Raw genomic sequence first — 20977 nt, 5'->3', positions numbered from 1 at the left:
TATCCATCCCGAGCTGGGATAAACGGAAGAACTGCTAGATAGACGGACGGACAAAAACCGTTTTAACGTATAAACTTAGTGACATATTGATGACCCCTAAAGGAATACCTGTACCACGATGAGCGAAGCCGATATCTCGACGCTAATGGAGCTATTACCCAAATACTCCCCCTTTAACAGCCTCGACCATGAGCTATTAACCCTGCTTGCCAAAGATATCAATATCAAAACCGGCGATATTGGTCTATGCCTGTTTGAACACGGTGACTTTGATAGCAATGAATTCTATTTAATCAGCGGCACTATTAGCCTGATTGCCCAGGATGGCCGCGAAAACCTGATCAGCACTGACAGCACCAATGCCCGCTTCCCTATTGCCCGCCTTCGCCCGCGTATGTATACCGCTAAAGCTGCGAGCCCCATTAGTTATTTTGTCATTAGCGCCTCGGTACTGGATGAACTGCAAAGTAATACCCGTAAAATTGACAGCAGGGTTGTGGTCAAAGAAATGCAACAAAAGGCCGGCGAAGAAGGCCACTCACTGATTTATGAATTTGAGCAGGAATTAAATACCGGTCGCTTTGTACTACCCAGTTTGCCAGAGGTTGCCTTTCGTATTCGGGAATTGATTGATAACCCGGAATGCAGCATGGAGGATTTGGCCAAACTGGTGAATACCGATCCGGCGATTGCCACCAAGTTAGTCAAAGTTGCTAATAGTGTGATGTACCGCGGAGCCAGCCATTGTGATGATACGCAAACGGCGATTGCCAGGCTCGGCCTGATTACCACCAAACAACTGGTGACCAGCTTTGCCGTGCTGGCGCTATTTGAAACCAAGTCCCATTTATTTAAAGACCATATGCACAGATTATGGGAACAAAGTATTGAGGTGGCCGCTTATAGCTATGTATTAGCCAAACAACTACCGCGCTTTAATGAAGAAGAAGCCTTATTAGCCGGTTTAATTCACAGCATTGGTGAGATTGTCGTACTGACTTATGCTGAGCGTTTTTACGATTTATCCACCGATGAAAACCGTTTAAATATTGCCACCACCAACCTGCGGGGCAAACTCGGGGAAATGGTACTAAGCCGCTGGGACTTTACCGAAGATTTAATTACCGTCGCCAGAGAATCCGGCGACTGGATGCGGGGCAATGGCACTATTGCTGAGGATGGTTCAGATTTTGATTACTGTGACTTGGTGCAGGTGGCCACTTTATATGCCCTGCAAGGGAAAGACGATGTCAGCCCTTCACTGCCAGAAATTAATTCTGTCCCCGCCTTTGAAAAACTGAAAAAACGCCAGCTAAGTTCTGAGCAAACTACGGCTATTATTAACGAAGCCAAAGATCAAATTGCTGAGTTAAGGGCTATCTTTAATCAGTAGCTTTAATCCGTCACCAGGGCAACCCGCACCGCATCCAATTTTAATTGTGCGCCCTGCAAATAACGCTGCAAACTCACCGCCGACTGTTTTAAGTACTCAACCTCTTCCTGACGGATATTAGGGTTAACAGCAGCCAGTGCTTTTAATCGTCCCAACTCAGCCACTTGCTCGGTTTGCATTTTTCCTGCCGCCTCTTCAATAAGCCCATCCTTTTTGGGTTCAGCCAATTGTTCAGCACGGCTAATCATCGCGCTGATTTGCGGGCGGGCATGGCGGATCAAATCCTGTGCACTGCGTTTCGGCACCTTTTGCCCCAACTTATCCAAATGCGCTGGTGTCAGCACTTTACTCAAGTCAGTATTATTACTGTCGACGACTATACGCATAGTGGTTAAAGGTAAATAACGTTGTATTTGCAGCTCACTGGGGGCCGTACAATGGACAATAAAGATGGCTTCCAATAGCACGGTGCCCGCTTTTAAGGGCGGTAACTTCAGGGTACAAAAAGCAGTATTACCAAACTCACCGCTAAGTACCATATCCATCGCACCGGCAACCATCGGGTGCTCCCAACTAAGAAACTGCATATCTTCTCGGGATAAGGCGACTTCGCGGGAATAAGTGGCGGTGACACCTTCTTCAGTTAAGCCGGGAAAGCTATGCTCCAACATATGATCACCAGGGCGCAAAATAACACTGGCGGCACTGTGATGCTCTTGCTCGACACCGTACTGGTCAAACACCTGCTCCATATAATTGGATAATTCCTGGCGGCGCTCTTCTTCAATCATTGTCTCGACAATGGCATCCGCTTTTTCATGATTACAGGAATTGAGCTCTAACAGGCGATCTCTACCTTGTTGCAAGGTCTGCAAGGTAGCAGCGGTTGCTGTTTTAGTTTCGCTGATTAATTGCTCCATGGCAGCACCATTATCACCGTCGTTCAAACACTGAATCAGCGCCTGTTCAAACTGCTGGTACAACGCTAAACCCGCAGGGCAGGTACGCTCAAAGGCATTGATACCTTCGTGATACCAGCGCAACAACACCTGCTGGGCGGTATCTTCATAAAACGGTACATGAATATCGACGGTATAACGCTGGCCAATACGGTCCAAACGACCAATCCGCTGCTCCAGTAAATCCGGGTTAAGCGGTAAATCAAACAGCACTAAATGGTGGGAAAACTGAAAGTTACGCCCTTCACTGCCAATCTCGGAACAAATTAATACCTGTGCGCCCTCTTCATCGTCGGCAAAAAAAGCCGCCGCTCTGTCTCTGGCCACCAGCGATAAGCCCTCATGAAAAACCGCCGACTGTACCCCACCGCGCAGCCTGAGATGCTCTTCTAAATCCAGTGCGGTTTCTGCCCGAGCACAAATCACTAACACTTTTTCTGAGCGATGATCTTTGAGCCAGCTAGACAACCAGCCGACTCTTGGGTCTTCGGCAATCCAGCTACTACCCAATAACAGTTCAGGAGCAAGTAACTCTTCCATCGCAGCATGCATAATCGCATCGTTATAACGATCAGCGGGCTGCAATGGGTATTGATGTAATTGTCGATCCGGAAAACCGGCTACGGATGAACGGGTATTGCGAAATAACACACGGCCGGTGCCATGACGGTCCAGCAGATCACTGATTACAGTAGCAATTGCCTGATCAAATTCTTCACCGCCCCCCCCTGATAAAGCCTGCTGCAACGGCGCTACCGAGGCATCCCCCAAGTAAGCACTAAGCTGCTGTAGTAATTGCGGGTTGCTTTGCAATTGCTCAAAGACATCATCAGCTAATAAATGCTGCACCAGCTCATTAACCGGCTTATGTTTCTTTTCATCTTCAATAAAGGTTGCCAGATCGTAGTAGCGATCGGGGTCCAGTAAGCGCAGCCGGGCAAAGTGGCTGGCCACCCCTAACTGCTCCGGGGTTGCAGTCAGTAGTAACAGGCCCCGAGCCTGGCGGGCCAGAGTTTCTATACAGCGATAAGCCGGGCTGGTTTCAGCCTCACTCCACTGTAGGTGGTGGGCTTCATCAACAATTAACAAATCCCAATCCGCCGCTGCCGCCTGGGCCTGGCGCTCTGGGTTATTGGTCAAAAATGATAAGGTACACAAGACCAGCTGTGCGCTTTCAAAGGGGTTATAGCTATCGTCTTGCGGTGTCGGTTCTTCATCGAAAAAGGGGTCATTTTCCACATCGCCCAACTCTTCCAAACCTTCACAACGCGCTTCATCCAAAATGGTAAAGGACAAATTAAAACGGCGTAGCATTTCAACTAACCACTGGTGTAGCAAACTATCAGGCACCACCACCAGAACCCGCTTGGAGCGGCCACTGATAAGTTGCTGGTGCAAAATCAAACCCGCTTCAATGGTTTTACCCAAACCGACTTCATCGGCCAATAATACCCGGGGGGCATGTCGGTTAGCGGCCTCACTGGCAATATAGAGCTGGTGGGGTAACAGCTGAACTCTGGGGCCCAATAAGCCCCTTACCTGTGATTGCTGCTGGTGGCGAATATTCTCCAGAGTCTGGCAGCGCAATTGGAAGGCGCGGTTTTTATCGATTTGACCCGCAAACAGGCGGTCCTGTGGCTTGCTGAATTGAATAAAACTGTTGAGATCAATCTCAGGCAAAATCACCGCTTCGCCCTGCTCATTCACCCCGTTGTAGATCAGGCAGCCCTGGTTCTCCAATACATCATTAACCGTAATCAGCTCGCCCAGCTCATTGTGGATTTGTTGCCCTGCCTCGTATTGCACGCGGCTGATAGGGGCATTATCCACAGCATAGGTGCGGCGCTCACCGGAGGCGGGAAAACTAATTTCTACCCGCCGGTTGGCCAGCTCTACCACGATGCCAAGACCTAATTCAGATTCGGTATTACTTATCCAGCGCTGGCCGGGGACAAAAACGGGTGAGGGCACAAACAGTTCTCGCAAGTCAGTTAATAGCTTCACAGCCACCGTAGGCAACGCTGCAATGGGCGCGGATAATAAGGGATAAGAAAACCAACAGCAAAGGTTTTATCTACTCAATATTCCCTATAAGCTTAACGGCTTTTCAGTACCCCATTTAACACCTTAGCAGGAAAAACCATGAGTTCAGATATTGGCCACCAAATGCAGCAACTTTATAGCCAGTTTGGCCAGTTAGAAGGCGTGGTGATTGAATTACATAAGGAGCTGCTGGCGGTGCGTATCACCAATAAGGCCGCTACCGCTACGGTGTTTTTACAGGGTGCCCAGCTCAGTCATTACCAGACTCCGGGGCAGCCTGCGCTGATCTGGTGCAGTGACGAGAGTGATTACCGTGAAGGCACCCCCCTTAGAGGTGGTATTCCTGTCTGTTGGCCCTGGTTTGGCGATATTGCCCGCAATCCCGAGGCGGTGCAGCAGCAAATCCCCGACCATGAGGGTGTCAGTGCCCACGGCTTTGTACGCAGCCGGTTATGGGATGTAGTCTCGGTAGCAACACCCGACCCACACACCACCCGCCTGCACCTGCAATTGCAGCTTGCCGCGGACCAGGAGCCGCTATGGCCTTCGGCCTGCGAACTGAATATGGTTATTAGCGTTGGTGAAACCCTAAGCCTGGATTTCTCTGTCACCAACCTGAGTGATAAGACTGTTCACTTTGCCAGCGCCCTGCACAGCTATTTTGGCGTCAATGCCATTGACGATACGATAGTGGGCGGCCTTGATGAACACAGCTATATCGACAGCCTGGACGACTGGCAGGAAAAGCAACAGCATGGCAGCCTGGTGATTGATCAGGAAGTCGATCGCATTTACCGGGGCACCAACCACGCGATCACCATCAAAGATGCCCAGCGACGGATGACTATCAACAGCGAGGGCAGTCATAGCTGTATCGTCTGGAACCCATGGATAGAAAAATCCAAACGCTTGTCTAATTTTGCCGACGACGATTATCTGCGTATGCTCTGTATTGAAACCGCCAATGCAGAGCAGGATTATATCCAACTGGCGGCTAACGATAGCCACCACCTTAAGCTAACTATCTCAAGCTCTACCGAATAAGCTATGCTAAGTTAGACATGCAGCACTACTAACGGCACTACCTAACCGACAAAGAACGACTGGATACTGGGCATTATGATTGAACCGATTAAAAACTTTCTAAGACTGGAAAGCGCCGGTGGCATTATGCTGGTTATCGCCACCGTACTGGCGCTGATTTTTGCCAATACCCCGCTACAAGCGATGTATGGCGGTTTTTTAGATATTCCGGTACAAATACGCTTTGCTGAGTTTGAAATCGCCAAGCCCCTATTACTTTGGGTTAACGATGGTTTAATGGCGGTGTTCTTTTTCCTGGTTGGTCTGGAGCTAAAGCGGGAACTGGTCGATGGCGAACTGTCATCCCCCAGCAAGATTATTTTACCCGCTATTGCTGCTGTCGGAGGTATGGCAGTACCGGCGTTGGTCTACAGCTGGTTTAACTGGGATAATTCAGCCGCCATGCAAGGCTGGGCCATCCCTGCCGCTACCGATATAGCCTTTGCACTGGGCATTTTGACCTTATTGGGTAAGCGTGTACCTACGGCCCTGAAAATATTCCTGGTCTCACTGGCCATTATTGATGATATTGGCGCCATTATTATTATTGCCCTGTTTTATACCAGTGATTTGTCAGTGACTTCACTGGTGATCGCTGCAGCCTGTTTAATCACTTTATTTGTCTTAAACCGGCGCGGTGTTACCAGCCTGACGCCCTATATCATATTTGGACTGATCCTTTGGGCTTCCGTATTAAAGTCCGGCGTCCACGCTACCCTGGCCGGTGTCGCACTGGCCTTCTTTATCCCCTATTTAGATGATAAAGGCGGCTCACCGGTTAAAGAACTGGAGCACGACTTACATGGCACCGTCGCCTTTTTTATCCTGCCTTTATTCGCTTTTATGAACGCCGGGGTGGTGATGAACAGCGAGGCGATGGGTGAAGCATTTACCGCCATTCCACTGGGCATTGCGCTGGGCTTGTTTTTCGGCAAGCAGGTGGGTATTTTTGGCTTAAGTTGGCTGGCAGTAAAAATCAAACTGGCACCGCCACCCAGCATTAGCTGGTCACAACTTTATGGTGTTTCAATCCTGTGTGGGATTGGTTTTACCATGAGCTTGTTTGTGGGTTCACTCGCCTTTGAACAGACAGGAGAAGATTATTTAGCCGTGGACCGACTGGGTATCCTGATGGGGTCTTTTGCCTCGGCTATTTTTGGTTATTTTTTCTTGCATTTCACGCTACCTAAAGAAGATGCCAAAGATCTGTAATGGTAAGCCGCTATAACATTATTTAGCAGGCAGCTCTCTTAATAATTTGGGTATCAGGCCGCGCACACTTTTTTTAACCGCGGCCTCATCTTCCATCTGGTTTTCTATCACCTTGGTCATCGTGACCTGCCACACTTCATGCCCCTGTTTAGCGTCACTAATACTCAATGACAGATTACCGCGCTGGATTTCAGCGGGTATATAGTGGTTGTGTAATGAGGTGCCATTGATATCGCTACCATTATCCCAGGCGGCATTGCTTTCATCCCGGGGAGAGATAATACCTCCACGGTCTGGTGAAACACTTTGGAAAAAACTGTAGTCCAATAAAAATTCCGCCTGCTCTTTAGCCACCTGCTGATAACCCTTTTTGACCAACTCGGCGCTTATGCCTTTGCGAATGGAGCGATCGAGATTGTAGTAAGCACTATTGCGGCCATCGTTGGTAATGGCCTCGTGCATCCAGGCAAAGCGCTGGTAGTTGGCTGCGTCAAAGGTACTGTCGGGCTTGACCACGACTTTGCTACCAATACAGGCTGTCAACAATAGGGTGGTAATAACGATAGCTAGTTGGTGTTTCACTGTCTCTTGCTCCAGGGGTCCGTTCTATTATCAGGGCCAAGGATTAATCAGGGCGAAGAATTAATCAGGGCTAAGTCTCCGCAGTGTAACGCTAGCGTAGCTAGTGGGTAAATAGGGGCAACTGCTGCGGGTCATCCATACTGCTGTCCTCGAAACGCACACCAAGCCCTAATAAGCGCACAGGCAAACCATCACCGCGCTGAAAGGAATCACTGCACAATTGTTTAAATACGGCGATACGGGGCGTGCCTGCGGTCACACACTCCATCGTTGTAGACTGGAAGTTATTAAACTTCACTTTGACAAACTGCTTATGTACACGGTATTGGCTAGCCGCGGCGCCATCGGTTAATTTGTGCAGGCGCTGGCTTAGTTGCTGAAACAAAGCAGGCAACTGGCCTAAGCAACCCTGTACTGAGGGCAGGTCTGCCGCATAAGTATGCTCTACGCTCAGGGATTTTCGGTTACGGCTGGTTTTGACTGGCCGCTGGTCGATACCCCGGCACAAATCATAGAGTCGCGGGCCAAAGCTGCCAAAAAGCTCTGATAGCTCATAAATACTATAGGCCCGCACATCACCACAGTTCTGTATGCCTAAGCGGTGCATTTTTTCCGCGGTGACTTTGCCCACGCCAAATAGCTTATCTACCGGCAGATACTGGACAAAATCGTCCACTTTAGCCGGCGGAATAACGGTGATGCCATTGGGTTTATTCCAATCACTGCCAATTTTGGCGAGAAATTTATTCGGCGCAACCCCCGCTGACACGGTAATACCCACGGTCTCAAAAACACGTTGGCGAATTTCTTCGGCGATTAGGGTAGCGCTGCCATAACAGGCAGGGCTGCCACTGACATCGATAAACGCTTCATCAAGGGATAAGGGCTCTACCAGCTCGGAGTAATCGAAGAAGATATCGCGAATTTGCAGGGCGGCTTCTTTATAGCGCTCCATCCGCCCCGGCACCACTAGCAGGTCCGGGCATAGACGATGAGCCGTCGCGGTAGGCATGGCGGAACGTACCCCATAAGCACGGGCTTCATAATTGCAGGTGGAGATCACCCCGCGTCGGTCAGAGGAGCCTCCCACCGCAATAGGGCGATTTCTCAAACTGGGATCATCCCGCATTTCTATCGCCGCAAAGAAGCAGTCCGCATCGCAATGGATAATCTTGCGCTGGGGCTCAGTACTTTTATTATCCTTATGGCGTGTTTGAATCCCTACTCGCGGTAGCAATATGGTCATTGGCAGGCTTTGACTTCTTATTAACTGTATAGATGCACAGTATATCTAATATGGTGTAAATGGCCAGTTTTTGGCAGATTGGGCAAGCTGGCTCGTTGCCACAGCCGTTAAAATGCTACAATCCCATGTCAAACCACCCAATAACAGGAAGCCCTATGTCCATCGGTAGCTGGGACCCATCACTTGAAGCATCGCCACAACCTACAGCCATTAACAGTGACAACTTACTGCATTTTATTCAATTGAGTGAAAACGACCAATTAGACGATCTAGCCACCCTGCTCTCCCCTGAAGAGCAACAACAGCATGCAGGCTTAATGCAATTGGATAAAGCGCTATGGTTTAGTGCCGCAGAGACGCTAACCGATCAGCAAATTCAGTCTTTAATGCAATTTTTTACCGTAGCGGAAAAATTGCCCGGCTGGGAAGCCGAAGCAAAATCACCGGTAATCTGGTTAGGGAAAATACTCAAACAACGCGGTACCGGAATAAATCGCGAGCTGGTGCTGTGGATTAAAGCCCATAGCAGCAATCAATATTTACCCCATGGCCCACTGCTCTAGGCAAGCGCTTAAATCGGCAGATTAAAGGACAGGCGCCATACTTTTAAGCGGTCGCCAGTACGGTAGCCGATACCTATGCGCTTTAACTGAAACGGACCATATTCCAGGGGCTGGTCCCAACCATAAGTAAAACCGGCCTCGTAATTTTTATTAATACCCACCGCCCGCTCACCCGGCACCGTAAATTCAAGTCGATTAAAATTCCAAATAGCCAGACCGTAGGCGGTAAAAAAACTGCGGCGGCCCAGTGAGTCAAAGGATAATGGCAGGCGATAATCGACACCTGATTGCATAGCCCCATAGGCATCATTGATATCGACCGATAATCCTCGATAAGCGGCATAAAATAGCCGGTTAACCCATAAGTGCTGATTATTCCCTCCCCAACTGTATTGACTGGATACACCGGTAGAATAAATCATCACTTGCTCACCCGTGCTGAAATTATTACCCAAACCCAAGTCGATATAGGGGCTAATCAGCAAACGCTCATTCAGGGGAACACGCCACTCGATACCGGGTACAAAAGTGAAGGTATCAGCCCGGTTGGGAATATCGCCACCAATCACATCATCAAAATCGAAGTTATAAAAACCCAGCGATACCGGCAGGCGAAAGAAATAACTGGTGGCTTCAGGGTCATTGGCCGACAGCTCAGACTGGGCCGGAGGAATATAATCAAAAGGCAGATTAAATACCGTCACCCGCTGCCCGGATGCGCGATAAATACCATTGCCAATATAATTAGAAAACGCGTAATTGGCCGGTTCTAAATCATCATCAGACGCGGCAGCGAGCTGAACGATCATCAGCAACGATCCAATAAGCACCATATAACAAAGCTTATTTATCATTGAGACGGCCTCTGTAAGCATAGGGCTAACCATTAGCATCAATGATTCAGGAGGATTGTTTGCTCTCAAATTGTGCTAATTGCTCAGGGGTCGCTTCCAACTGGTGTTTATCTTTCCACTCGCTATAGGGCATGCCATAGACAATTTCACGAGCCTGATCATAATCCACAGACTCTCCCAGCTCTTTTGCTTCAGCCATATACCATTTGGATAAACAATTGCGGCAAAAATTTGCCAAAATCATTAAATCGATATTTTGCACATCTTTATTCGCATCTAAATGGGCTAGCAGACGACGAAAAACGGCCGCTTCAACCTCTGTTGTTTTTTCCTGGTCCATATTGGTGCCTCTTTTTTTATTTATCGATTCAGTCATAACACAGTTTATGTCACCGCAGTGTGTCAAAGTGTAACAAGCAGCCGTTCAAATTTCTGGTTATAACGCAAAAAAGAATAATAACACTGATTTAATTTCTGGATTGAATCACTGCATATTTGTTTTTTATCCGTATCAATAACGATACCACTAAGGTGAAACGGGTCAATAAAAGTGAATTTACGCCCACATTGTAAAATTAATTGAAAAAAAACAAATGTTTTGAACTTTTTTTCACCATTTTAGTAGCAAGCCTTTGAAAAATGGCTATAATTCGTCCGATTTTTTTAATCACGTTTATATAAACTTTTTATTAATTTTTCTTTTTATTCATAGATAAGGATCCACACAATGGCAGTAGCAAAGAAAGCAGCAAACCCTGTTGCTCAACTTGAAAAAGAAATTGCACAACTTCAAGCCAAACTGGCTAAAGCAGTTGCCAAGCAAGCCGCTGACGCAGCCAAGAACGCCGCTAAAGCAAATAAAGCAGCCGCTAAGGCTAAAGCCGCTCTGACTTCAGCCTCTAAAAAGCTGGCCAGCGCCAAAGCCAAGAAAACTCCAGCTGCGAAGCAACAAGCTGCTAAAGCAAGCCAGGCTGTTGCTGCTGCTAAAGCTGCCAATGCTGACGCTAAAGCTGCTGCTAAAGCTGCCAAGGCTGTACTGGCTGAAGCCAATGCTGCTGCTAAAAATGCCGCTGCTAGCGCTAAAGTAGAAGCTGCTGCCCAGAAGGCTGCTGCTAAAGTTGCTGCTGCCAAGGCCAAGAAAGACGCCGCTAAAGCCAAAGCCGCTGCCAAGAAAGCCGCTGCCAAAGCTAAAGTAGCCGCTAAGAAAGCCGCTGCCAAAGCTAAAGTTGCTGCCAAGAAAGCCGCTGCTAAAGAAAAAGCTGCTGCCAAGAAAGCCGCTGCCAAAGCTAAAGCCGCTGCCAAAAAAGCCGCTGCTAAAGAGAAGGCAAAAGCCAAGAAAGCCGCTGCTAAAGCTAAAAAGGCCAGCAAAAAAGCTGCTCCTAAAAAGGCCGCTAAGAAAGTAGCCAAAAAGCCTGCTAAAAAAGCTGCCAAGAAAGCCGCTAAGAAGCCTGCCAAGAAAGCCGCTAAAGCTAAAAAGAAGTAAGACCTTTAGCTAAAGCTAAAAAGGCCGACTATCTTGCGATAGGCGGCCTTTTTTATGCATAACCTGTAAGAGTTAGCGCCTTCTGGCACCCAGTTTGATAGTGCTGCGCCCATTGCCACCCACACGGCAATCGGCCTGGTAATGTAAGGCCTTGCCCATCGGGTTAGTGGCATCAAAAGGGATAATACCGACATAGCCAGATTCTTCATCACCTGCCAAAGCGGGAATTTCATCTTCCAGAATCACCACCCCTTTCATTTTACTGGTTTTACGCTTTACTTCACCAATACACACGGCCACTATCGCGTCGCGATCAATTTCAGTGCTGACATAGGCTTCACCTTCTTCATCCACTTCGCAGAAGGCTTTAAAATTGCGTTGATTACCATCAGGGTCATTGGCCTTAAATGGGATCTCAAAATTAAAGCGGTTGCCATTGATACCCTCGGCCGAAGCCTGCTCCGCGATTGTTACCGATTTCATCAACAGCGTCTCGGTTAACAGGCCGTCTTTACAAATAGCGAGAGCACCGGCAGGCAGCAAATGAATAGTCACTTCGCTATAGCCTTCGGCATCAATGGTACAGCGGGAACCATAGCGAATTGTCGAGCCGATCCGGTTGGTCACATCGAAGGGGAGTTCAATCATATAGCCACCCTCGACTTCAGTAGGCAGCGACTCAATGGCCTCAGTATCAATATTAATACGGCCATAAAGAATAGCTTCGGCCCTTAAGCTGTCGCGACAAATAGCAACCGCGCCCATTTCTTCCAAAACCAGCTCAATCTGGGTTTCACCTTTGCTCTCTACCTGGCAATGGGCACTGTAAAGCACATCGTTGCCCAGCTCGCTTTGGGCAGTAAAGGGCAGGCTATAGCGGTAGTTGGGGGCCAGTTCCACGGGAGCAGGTTGCTCTAGCACCTGTACTTCGTCTAACTCATCAGTGGCTTTATTAAACGCATTCAGACAAAGCTGCAAGGCCTGCGCACCACTAACCCCGGTTTCTTCAATTTCTACCGTTTTGTTTTTCTTCTGGGCTTCTTTTGAACGCTGCTCTGCCACTAAATCGGGGGCTGTGCCCGCTACAGGGTATTGGTAGGTTAAATTGTAGGTTTTCAAGTTGCTATCGCGGCAGGTAATCACAAAGTAGTAGTTCTCTGCGGTGTTTTTACGCACAATCATTTCACCGGCCACCACGGTGTTGCAACGCTCAGTGCTTTCGGCATCTCTGGCTGCATGCAATAGTTTGGGTTTTACGGCGGCATATTTTTTGGGCAGCCACATACGCTTGGCATCAACGGCCAGGGCACTGTGAGCCAATAACAAACTTGCTACTAATAACAGGCGTAATAACAACATATCAGGCTTCAATTTACCCACTCTTTAAAACTACATTCATAACTACATTCATAACTACATTCATAACTACAGTATAGACAAACAGCCCCAAAAAGCTGTGATCAAAGCCGGTGATTCAATCCCTAAAGGCATAAGGAACTAACGCAAAGATTGAATGCCTTACTCAAACTTACGTAGATACACCTATTTTAACGAATATTTAACCTTACAATAATGGTGGAATAACGCTTCGATGATATATAATTAGGCAATTCCAGAGGCCGTGTCCATCGGCCCGCCTGCTACACCTGACTTATTCTTTACATTTTCAAGCTATTCATTCAAAGGATTATTAAATTGCCAGCGAATTACGCCGTTATTATTAAACCCGTTGCCATTATTCTGGTTGCCGTTCTGATAGCCACCGGGCTGTATTTAAACCGCCCTGCCCCAGAGCAGGTCGAGATCAAGCATCGCCCACTGCTGGTCAATGCCGCCAAAGCGGTTAAAGAAGATATTCGGGTATCGGTTCGAGCTCAGGGTATGATTACCCCCGAACCAAAACCACCTTGATTGCTGAAGTCGCTGGCCGAATTACCTCGGTGGCCAAGGATTTTAAAGCCGGTGGCTTTTTCCATAAAGGCGATATTATCCTGGGCATTGACCAGCGGGATTATCTCGCCAATCTAAAACGTGCAGAAGCAGCGGTGGCCAGTGCCAAAAGTAATTTAGCCTCGGAAAAGGGCCGCGCAGAAGTCGCCTATCAAGATTGGGTAAAATATAAGAGTTCCGTCCAACGCAGCGAAGCGGCCAATGATCTGGCCCTGCGCAAGCCGCAACTGGAAGATGCCCGGGCAAAACTGGAGTCTGCGATTGCCGACCTCGACAATGCCCGCGACCAATTGGACCGCACCACCATTCGCGCCCCCTATGATGGTCTGGTCAGGTCAAAGCAGGTGGATATAGGCCAATATGTCAATGTAGGAAGCGCCCTGGCAGAAACCTTTGCTATCGACTTTGCTGAGCTGCGTATGGCCTTGCCAGAAAATAAATTACATTATCTGGAACTACCCACCCTTGCCGATCGCGAACTGGGCGTACACCCCAAGGTAGATTTGTATGCCGAAATCGGTGGTACGGTCAGACACTGGCAAGGCAAGGTTATGCGCACTGAAGGTGTGTTTGACGAGCGTAGCCGAGTCTTGTTTGCGGTGGCAGAAATTGACGACCCCTACGGCATTAATAGCGACCACCCGGAAGAATTGCGGATTGGCACCTTTGTCGATGCCAATATAGAAGGCCGCTTAATAACGGGCTTAATCACCCTGCCACGCCATCTATTGCGAGCGGGTAATTATGTCTGGGTTATTGATGAGCAACAGCGCCTGCAAAACCGCAAGGTCAATATTTTGCGCACCGAAGGGACGGAGATTTATATTACCCAGGGTTTAAAAGAGGGTGAATTAATTAGCTTGTCGAATATTGTTGGCGCGATCCCGGGGACTGAGGTACGCATTTCCACGGTTACAGCAACCAACCAATTATTGGAGCAACAAACTCTGCCGGAAACATCACCGAAGCCCGCCGAAAAATCACTCAATCTGGCCCCCGCAACACCGCCAACGTCGCTGCAAGATGAAAATACCAGCGACAATGGCACGGTTAACAAGGATCAGGCAGCATGAGTGAAACCAACCACAAAGGGATTATTGCCTGGTTTGCCCGCAATCCTGTAGCGGCCAATCTATTAATGCTGTTTATTTTTATTGTTGGGGGCAATGCCGCCTACAATATTCAACGGGCGATTGACCCGGAAATCGTCACCAATATTATTACCATCAATATGGCCTACCCCGGCGCAGCCCCTCTGGAAGTGGAACAGGGCCTGGTACTAAAAATTGAAGAAGCGGTTAAGGATATCGAGTCGATTAAAAAAGTGGAGTCCACCTCCAGTGAGTCGATGGCCTCCGTCAGCCTTTCTATTTATGAAGACTTTGATGTGCTCGCGGTACTCGATGAAGTTAAATCGGCGGTTGACGCCATTAGCAGTTTTCCCGAAGAAGCCGAAAAGCCGGTTATCAAACGACTGCAATTACGCGACCACGCTATCTTTATTCAAATCTATGGCAATCTGGATGAAAAAGCACTTAAAACTCTGGCGGATGAAGTAAAAAATGAATTATTGCAGGAGCCAGATATTGCCTATGCCGAAATTCTCGGAGCCAGAGACTATGAAATTACCATTGAAGTCACTGAACTGACACTGCGTAAATATAACCTGACCCTGGACCAGGTGGCACAGGCTATTCGCCAATCCTCCGTCGACCTGCCGGGAGGTTCCGTAAAAACTGCAAACGGCGATATTATGCTGCGCACCAAAGGCCAGGCCTACGAGCAATATGACTTCGAGCGGGTCGTATTAATTACCCGGCCCGACGGCACCCGGTTAACTCTGGGCGATATTGCCACGATCAAAGATGGCTTTGTAGAAACTACGGGCTTTGCGCTCTTTGATAACAAATTCAGTATGTCGATTAAAGTGATGACCGTAGGTGATCAGGATGCCATTACTGTCGCCCGCGCTGGCAGAGACTATGTTGATAAAAAACGCCCCACCCTACCCGCTGGCGTTAGCATTGATCACTGGGCAGATATTACCTATTACCTTGAAGGCCGGCTGGATATGATGCTAAAAAATCTGGCCCTGGGAGCGCTGCTGGTGTTTATTGTGCTGGCACTGTTTTTAGATATTAAGCTGGCCTTTTGGGTTATGGCTGGTTTGCCGGTGTGTTTTCTGGGCACCTTTATTTTAATGCCGCTGGCGTTTATTGACGTCACCCTCAATATGATCAGCCTGTTTGGATTTATTTTAATCCTGGGGATTGTGGTCGATGATGCCATTATTATCGGCGAAAGCGCCTATACAGCCACGGAAGAAAAGGGCCACAGTGTCGACAATATTATCGAAGGGGCTTTACGGGTTGCCACCCCCGCCACCTTTGGAGTGCTGACCACCATTGTCGCATTTATGCCCACATTGTTTACGGAAGGCTTATTTGCGGTCTTCCCGGAGGCACTGGGCTGGGTTGTTATTCTATGCCTGATCTTTTCACTGATTGAATCCAAATGGATCCTGCCCTCACATTTGGCCCATAGCAAACCGTCACATGAAGGGGTTTGGGGTATCTTAAATCGCTTTCCCGATAGCAATAACCGGCGCCTGAGTCACTTTGTTCAAAATAGCTATATGCCATTTTTAATGCGCTGTATCCGCAATCGCTACACTACCTTTGCGGTATTTTTGGCCATGCTGATTATTATTGGTGGTCTGTTAGCCGGTGGCATTATTCGCTTTGTACTGATCCCCGCTATGCCGGGGGATTTTCTCCGCGCTGAGCTGGAGATGGTAGAGGGCACCACGGATAGCCAAACCACCGAAGCACACAATAAGGTTATTAATGCGATCTATACACTCGATGAACGCTATAAAGCCGATACGGGGAATGAGATCGGTCTGGTCCACCATATTTTTTCATGGGGCAATGACGGCCGTTTTTCCAACTCGATGATGGAACTGACTAAAGCGGAAGACCGCAGTATGTCCAGTGGTGAAATTTCTGAACAATGGCGTGAGCTGGTCGGTGAGATCCCCGGTGCCAAGGTCTTATCGATTAGCGATATGCAGGGGCATGGCGGCGCGGCGGTTGCTTTTAAACTGATTGGCCAGGATTTCGACCAACTAAAACAAGCTGGCACCGAGCTGGAACAGAAACTGGCGACCTATAACGGTATTTATGATATTCGCAATAATGTCAGCCCGGCGCAGGATGAAATTATATTAGCGGTAAAACCGAAAGCTGAGGCCCTGGGAATTACTCTGGCTGACTTAGGCCGACAAGTTCGCCACGCTTTTTATGGGGCCGAGGCACAGCGTATGCAGCGGGAAACCAATGAAATCAAAGTCATGGTGCGCTACCCCAAATCTGAGCGCAGCAATATTGCCAGTCTGGAAAATATGTATATCAGAACCCCGGACGGCGACGAAGTCCCTTTTAGTTCAGTGGCAGAATTAGAGATTGCACCGGGCTATAGCAAAACGACCCGTATTAATCGCGAGCGCGCGATTAAGATTAGTGCCGAACTCGATAAAGCCGTGTCTGAACCCTCTGAGGTGGTGGACGATATTACTAAACACTTTATGCCGGATTTACAGGCACGCTATCCGGGCACCAGTTATAAGCTCGATGGTGAAAGCGAAGAGACGACCAAATTATTTGGTAGCTTATTCAAAGGCTTTGCCATCGCACTTTTGGGTATTTATGCCCTGCTGGCGATCCCGTTAAAATCCTATACCCAACCGCTGATAATTATGTCGGTCATACCCTTTGGTATTATTGGCGCCATGGTCGGGCATATGGTGGTCGGAATTCCCTTCGATATGATGTCATTTTTTGGCATTATCGCCTTATCCGGTGTGGTGGTTAATGACAGCTTGATTATGGTGGACTTTGTTAATAAAGCAGAAGCCGGGGGGCTAATAAATTTGAAGCTATTGTTAACTCGGGGGCCAAACGCTTTAGAGCGATTCTTATTACCTCCCTCACCACATTTTTTGGCCTGCTGCCTATGCTGCTGGAGACCAGCACCCAGGCACAGCAAGTGATCCCTATGGCCGTTTCACTGGGCTTTGGTATTATTTTCGCTACAGTGATTACTCTGCTATTGGTGCCCTGCCTTTATATGGTACTCGATGATATTGCCAGACTCTGGAAGGGCAACAGCACTATAGCTGGCAGCGCTGCTGAAAAAACTTTAGGGACATAATAAAGCGCGGCCACGGTTTATTTCCTGTAAACAATAGCTGCGCAAAAACAACTCATCGACTTCATCAACGTCAATCAACTCGACACCGTAGGCAAAGCCACACTCCGGATATAAATCGGAAGTCTCTGCGGTGTTACGCACCTGAGCCGTTAAGGTCATATCACGCTCTAAACCTTGCGACTCCAGCATGACCCCCAGCGAAATTTTTGTCACCATGGTCGTCAGCTCTTTTTCCAATACCAGACGGGCACCGCTGCGGCTGATATCGAGCATATTGCCGTGGATTGAACTAGTGGTCATCCCCATACCGGTATGCCCGGTTACCTCCACCGGTGTATCGACGGGCAAGCGGCTATGCTGGCGCATAGGGGTAAAGTTAACGCCTAAAGGATAATCCAGTACCACATAGAGAAAAGGAGATTCATGAATATGCTCTATTTCCGTTTCAAATTGCACACTGCCTTCTGGTAGCTGCGCCGCCAGACTAACCGCCTGCCCTTGCTGTAATAAAATTTGCCCGGGTTTGGCCAGCAAAGCCACCATCAGGTTTTTGCCTTCATAGTAGCCAAGTAACTGGGCATCGATCTGGTGTTTTTTATAATCCAAACCCACCACATGCATGGACATTTTTTTGCCTACCGGCAACGACAGCTCGTTAAAACGCATAATTGTTAAAACCTGTTTAAAACACTTTTTGTCACAGCAACGCCAGGTAAGGAACAAAGACTAATAAGCCTACTAGCAATGCCGTTAGTGAAAATAATAGCACAGCGGCCGCAGCCACATCTTTTGCGCGCTTGATTAATGGGTGTTGTTCGGGGTGACAGGCATCAGCCAGATATTCAATCGCCGTATTGATCGCTTCAGCCAACCATACGCCGCCAATAGCCAGTAGTAATACCGCCCATTCCCAGCGCTGCACAGAGCATAGAAAAGCCAGCATCAGCACCAGCAGCGCGGCAACCGCATGCAAGCGCGCATTGTGTTGATGACGTAATAAATCCGCCACCCCTGCCAGGGCGTAGCCCATACTCTGGAAGCGGGATTTGAGCGTAAACGGCTCTGGCTTGGACTTAGGCAAAACTGCCCGCCTGTAAGCCATTTAGCACAAAGGCATGTAATAGTATTCGCTGCTCGTCTGCCAACGGTAAAAACTGCACACCAAAAATATTAGAGTACTCATGGCCTGCCACCGTCCCCAGGCGGGCACGGATCACGCCCTTGATCGACAAATGCCTTTCTTCACCCGCAAAATGCATCGCAATATGAATGGTTAACTCGTCCCCCACTTTGCCAATATTGGTATCCGTCGCCAATTTCAAACCCGTGACACTAATATCCAGCACATGGGACTTAAAATGACTGGGCTGGGCATGACCGCTGAGATTGGCCACTTCCGCGGGTAGCTCAACTTTGACTCTGGCCGCTCCACGGACTTCCCGAAATTTAACCTGATGTGGGTAAGCTAAATGCATATAGCTATAGGGCCGTTCGCCAATAGCATCAATTCGGGTTTTGAAGGTGGCGACACCGGTAGGGACCACCACGGTCATAGCAACATTCATACCGCTACGCCAGATCACCTCAGTGTGTTTTGAGGGCATCGCTACAATCACCGAGTGCAGCGACAGGGAGCCAATATAAACCGTATCTAAACTATAGCTTTGGTGATCATTACCCACCACAAGCACCTGCACCGAGGCCCCGGGGGATAAACTTAGGTCTTCAAATAGTTTCACTAACCGTCTCTTTATTGGGCACTAATGAGTGTTAGTTTAGCAGAAGATTAGAATCTTTAAGGTGATGATTAAAAAGGACTTATTATGGCATCAAGGCTTGCAACTGATTCCTGCGCTGCTCTGAATCAAGAGCCGCCAGCTCAGCCACGCGCTGATAAAAACGCGGCAGGTCATTGGCCTGCATGTCCAGCAGCTGCTGGAAAGCCGGTAACCATTGGTTATAGCTGGCAAGGGTAAGCAGTTTGGCATTGTTTAAATCGGTGTTAACCCAGCGGTCGTAATCGCTAAGACCACCCCAGCGTAACTGAAAGCGGGCATAGTCTTTTGCCACAATACGGTGCAGTAACTGCTGTTTGGCCTGACGTTTATTATCATCCGTTACATCGTACTGATATAAAGCCTCCAGATTTTCCCGGGCGGCTAACATCGTACTGACAAAATCTTGCTGGATGGCGCGGTGTTGTAAATAGCCTGCCAATAAGGGCTCAGCATCAATACTGGCCAGCCAGCGCTTAACCCCTTCAATCTCCACTGCGGTAGCAAAGCTTTCATTAAACTGGGTATCACCGGGTAAATAAACCTGTTGATGCGCCAACTCATGAAATAACAGGGCCGCCAGGCGCACATCATCACGGCCCATAAAGGTGCTGAGTACCGGGTCGGCAAACCAGCCCAGAGTTGAATAGGCCGCCACCCCGCCGACATAGGTGTCGTAACCCTGCGCTGTCATCTTCTCGGCATACTGCCTGGCAGCCTGCTCAGAAAAATAGCCGCGGTAGCTCACACAACCGGCAATAGGAAAACACCACTGCATCGCTGTGGTAGAAAACTCTGGCGCCGCAAAAACATTCCACACCACATAGGGTTGCTCTAAGGCGGTGTAATAGCGATAACTTTTATTATCGGGGAGGGCAAGGTCGGAGGAGGCAAAGTCTCGCATTATCAGGATTTGTTGCAGACGCTGCTTTAATTGCGGATCAGTTGCCTTATCCGCTAACAGGTCCTCAATCGGTTCACGTTGCCACCATAGTGACCACTGCCCCGCCGCTGCTTGCGAGTAGTACCCGAGTGTTTCACAACCGGTCAGTAGCAGTAAGCAAATCATAGCCACACTGTATCGGGCCATTTGCCGGACCATCGCACACATATCAGGCGCGGGATATAAACCGATTATCTTCGGTATTAATTTTAATGCTTTCACCCACTTCCAGATATTCCGGTACTTGTACAACCAGACCTGTGGCCATGGTAGCCGGCTTGGTTCTGGCGGAAGCAGATGCACCTTTAATCCCCGGCGCGGTATCGGTGACTTTCATCACCACGGAATTGGGTAGCTCAATACCGATAAGCTGCTCGTCTACAATCATCCCAACGACACTGTCCATGCCCTCGTAAATATACAGCTTGCCATCACCCAGATCAGACTCACTGAGGGTATGCTGACTGTAATCTTCATCGTCCATAAACACATAGCTCTCACCGTCCATATACGAGTACTGCATTTTGCGGCGTTCAAAATCAATATCCGGCAGAATATCACCGCCCTTTAAACTCTCATCAACTTTCTGGCCGGTTTTGGCATGGTTGAGACGAATTTTATATAAGGTAGCCGCGCCTCTGGAAGAGGGATTGTTAACCACAATACTTTTAACAATATG

At 48.5% G+C, this 20977-nt stretch carries 18 protein-coding genes and 1 pseudogene; 8 read left to right on the top strand and 11 right to left on the bottom strand.

The features are described from left to right. Positions 1–118 precede the first annotated feature (118 nt). Positions 119–1393, top strand: a complete 1275-nt coding sequence (locus BST96_RS12795; protein WP_085759084.1) for an HDOD domain-containing protein — start codon at positions 119–121, stop codon at positions 1391–1393. Between the two features lie 2 nt (positions 1394–1395). Here the strand turns inward: BST96_RS12795 and rapA are convergent, their stop codons facing one another. Further along, on the bottom strand, positions 1396–4356 hold the full coding sequence (gene rapA, locus BST96_RS12790; protein WP_240554797.1) for an RNA polymerase-associated protein RapA: 2961 nt from the start codon (positions 4354–4356) through the stop codon (positions 1396–1398). Between the two features lie 138 nt (positions 4357–4494). On the opposite strand from rapA, the gene BST96_RS12785 reads away from it, so the two are divergent. Then, positions 4495–5439, top strand: a complete 945-nt coding sequence (locus BST96_RS12785; protein WP_085759083.1) for a D-hexose-6-phosphate mutarotase — start codon at positions 4495–4497, stop codon at positions 5437–5439. A gap of 75 nt (positions 5440–5514) precedes the next feature. Further along, positions 5515–6690, top strand: a complete 1176-nt coding sequence (nhaA, locus tag BST96_RS12780) for a Na+/H+ antiporter NhaA (RefSeq protein WP_085759082.1) — start codon at positions 5515–5517, stop codon at positions 6688–6690. An 18-nt stretch (positions 6691–6708) separates the two neighbouring features. Here the strand turns inward: nhaA and BST96_RS12775 are convergent, their stop codons facing one another. Further along, positions 6709–7272 (bottom strand): DUF4136 domain-containing protein, encoded by a 564-nt coding sequence (locus tag BST96_RS12775; RefSeq protein ID WP_169713986.1) that lies wholly within the window; start codon positions 7270–7272, stop codon positions 6709–6711. Positions 7273–7372: 100 nt separating this feature from the next. Next, positions 7373–8518 carry a DNA polymerase IV gene (dinB, locus tag BST96_RS12770; protein ID WP_085759080.1) on the bottom strand — a complete coding sequence of 382 codons (1146 nt, stop codon included), beginning with the start codon at positions 8516–8518 and terminating at the stop codon, positions 7373–7375. A 155-nt stretch (positions 8519–8673) separates the two neighbouring features. Between dinB and BST96_RS12765 the strand changes: the two genes are divergently transcribed. Further along, on the top strand, positions 8674–9081 hold the full coding sequence (locus tag BST96_RS12765) for a hypothetical protein (protein ID WP_085759079.1): 408 nt from the start codon (positions 8674–8676) through the stop codon (positions 9079–9081). Positions 9082–9089: 8 nt separating this feature from the next. Here the strand turns inward: BST96_RS12765 and BST96_RS12760 are convergent, their stop codons facing one another. Together BST96_RS12760 and BST96_RS12755 are read right to left on the bottom strand one after the other, a co-directional pair. After that, complete coding sequence (locus tag BST96_RS12760; protein WP_157117948.1) at positions 9090–9890, bottom strand: hypothetical protein; 801 nt, start codon at positions 9888–9890, stop codon at positions 9090–9092. A gap of 91 nt (positions 9891–9981) precedes the next feature. Beyond that, positions 9982–10311: a DUF1244 domain-containing protein gene (locus tag BST96_RS12755; protein WP_420814586.1), complete on the bottom strand. Its 330-nt coding sequence runs from the start codon at positions 10309–10311 to the stop codon at positions 9982–9984. Between the two features lie 351 nt (positions 10312–10662). Between BST96_RS12755 and BST96_RS12750 the strand changes: the two genes are divergently transcribed. Continuing rightward, a complete protein-coding gene (locus tag BST96_RS12750) occupies positions 10663–11418 on the top strand; it encodes a hypothetical protein (RefSeq protein WP_085759077.1) in 756 nt (251 codons plus the stop codon). A 72-nt stretch (positions 11419–11490) separates the two neighbouring features. Here BST96_RS12750 and BST96_RS12745 read toward each other — a convergent pair whose 3' ends face one another. Then, positions 11491–12789 (bottom strand): hypothetical protein, encoded by a 1299-nt coding sequence (locus BST96_RS12745; RefSeq protein ID WP_085759076.1) that lies wholly within the window; start codon positions 12787–12789, stop codon positions 11491–11493. 324 nt (positions 12790–13113) lie between these two features. On the opposite strand from BST96_RS12745, the gene BST96_RS12740 reads away from it, so the two are divergent. The 3 genes and pseudogenes from BST96_RS12740 to BST96_RS12730 all read left to right on the top strand — a co-directional run bounded on the left by BST96_RS12740 (position 13114) and on the right by BST96_RS12730 (position 17580). Further along, positions 13114–13329: a hypothetical protein gene (locus BST96_RS12740; RefSeq protein ID WP_085759075.1), complete on the top strand. Its 216-nt coding sequence runs from the start codon at positions 13114–13116 to the stop codon at positions 13327–13329. Further along, complete coding sequence (locus tag BST96_RS12735; RefSeq protein WP_169713985.1) at positions 13326–14441, top strand: efflux RND transporter periplasmic adaptor subunit; 1116 nt, start codon at positions 13326–13328, stop codon at positions 14439–14441. Before BST96_RS12740 ends, BST96_RS12735 begins: the two co-directional genes overlap by 4 nt. Beyond that, positions 14438–17580, top strand: a pseudogene (locus BST96_RS12730) (efflux RND transporter permease subunit). The gene BST96_RS12735 and the pseudogene BST96_RS12730 overlap by 4 nt, the downstream one beginning before the upstream one ends. Here the strand turns inward: BST96_RS12730 and BST96_RS12725 are convergent. From BST96_RS12725 to efpL, 5 genes are all read right to left on the bottom strand, one after another. After that, positions 17569–18246: a PilZ domain-containing protein gene (locus BST96_RS12725; RefSeq protein ID WP_085759073.1), complete on the bottom strand. Its 678-nt coding sequence runs from the start codon at positions 18244–18246 to the stop codon at positions 17569–17571. The pseudogene BST96_RS12730 and the gene BST96_RS12725 overlap by 12 nt on opposite strands. A gap of 31 nt (positions 18247–18277) precedes the next feature. Further along, the gene (locus tag BST96_RS12720) at positions 18278–18661 is read right to left on the bottom strand and encodes a diacylglycerol kinase family protein (RefSeq protein ID WP_206045335.1); all 384 of its coding nucleotides are present in this window, start codon (positions 18659–18661) and stop codon (positions 18278–18280) included. After that, a complete protein-coding gene (locus BST96_RS12715; RefSeq protein ID WP_085759071.1) occupies positions 18654–19319 on the bottom strand; it encodes a flagellar brake protein in 666 nt (221 codons plus the stop codon). The genes BST96_RS12720 and BST96_RS12715 overlap by 8 nt, the downstream gene beginning before the upstream one ends. An 82-nt stretch (positions 19320–19401) precedes the next feature. After that, the gene (locus tag BST96_RS12710; protein WP_206045334.1) at positions 19402–20445 is read right to left on the bottom strand and encodes an aminopeptidase; all 1044 of its coding nucleotides are present in this window, start codon (positions 20443–20445) and stop codon (positions 19402–19404) included. A gap of 22 nt (positions 20446–20467) precedes the next feature. Next, entirely contained in the window at positions 20468–20959 is a 492-nt protein-coding gene (gene efpL / locus BST96_RS12705; protein WP_206045333.1) for an elongation factor P-like protein EfpL, read from the bottom strand. Between the last annotated feature and the right edge of the window lie 18 nt (positions 20960–20977).

The sequence above is a fragment of the Oceanicoccus sagamiensis genome (genome assembly GCF_002117105.1).
In the GTDB taxonomy this organism is placed as follows: Bacteria; Pseudomonadota; Gammaproteobacteria; order Pseudomonadales; family Dasaniaceae; genus Oceanicoccus; species Oceanicoccus sagamiensis.
The sequence above is the reverse complement of the archived record's forward strand: the minus strand, read 5'-3'. Positions and strand labels throughout refer to the sequence as shown.

What these genes read in the sequence shown, in the direction of transcription:
- BST96_RS12755 (WP_420814586.1), bottom strand. Translation starts at nt 10,311, where the DNA reads ATGACTGAATCGATAAATAAAAAAAGAGGCACCAATATGGACCAGGAA.
- dinB (WP_085759080.1), bottom strand. Translation starts at nt 8,518, where the DNA reads ATGACCATATTGCTACCGCGAGTAGGGATTCAAACACGCCATAAGGAT.
- BST96_RS12725 (WP_085759073.1), bottom strand. Translation starts at nt 18,246, where the DNA reads ATGCGTTTTAACGAGCTGTCGTTGCCGGTAGGCAAAAAAATGTCCATG.
- BST96_RS12710 (WP_206045334.1), bottom strand. Translation starts at nt 20,445, where the DNA reads ATGGCCCGATACAGTGTGGCTATGATTTGCTTACTGCTACTGACCGGT.
- nhaA (WP_085759082.1), top strand. Translation starts at nt 5,515, where the DNA reads ATGATTGAACCGATTAAAAACTTTCTAAGACTGGAAAGCGCCGGTGGC.
- BST96_RS12750 (WP_085759077.1), top strand. Translation starts at nt 10,663, where the DNA reads ATGGCAGTAGCAAAGAAAGCAGCAAACCCTGTTGCTCAACTTGAAAAA.
- BST96_RS12765 (WP_085759079.1), top strand. Translation starts at nt 8,674, where the DNA reads ATGTCCATCGGTAGCTGGGACCCATCACTTGAAGCATCGCCACAACCT.
- BST96_RS12795 (WP_085759084.1), top strand. Translation starts at nt 119, where the DNA reads ATGAGCGAAGCCGATATCTCGACGCTAATGGAGCTATTACCCAAATAC.
- BST96_RS12785 (WP_085759083.1), top strand. Translation starts at nt 4,495, where the DNA reads ATGAGTTCAGATATTGGCCACCAAATGCAGCAACTTTATAGCCAGTTT.
- BST96_RS12760 (WP_157117948.1), bottom strand. Translation starts at nt 9,890, where the DNA reads ATGATCGTTCAGCTCGCTGCCGCGTCTGATGATGATTTAGAACCGGCC.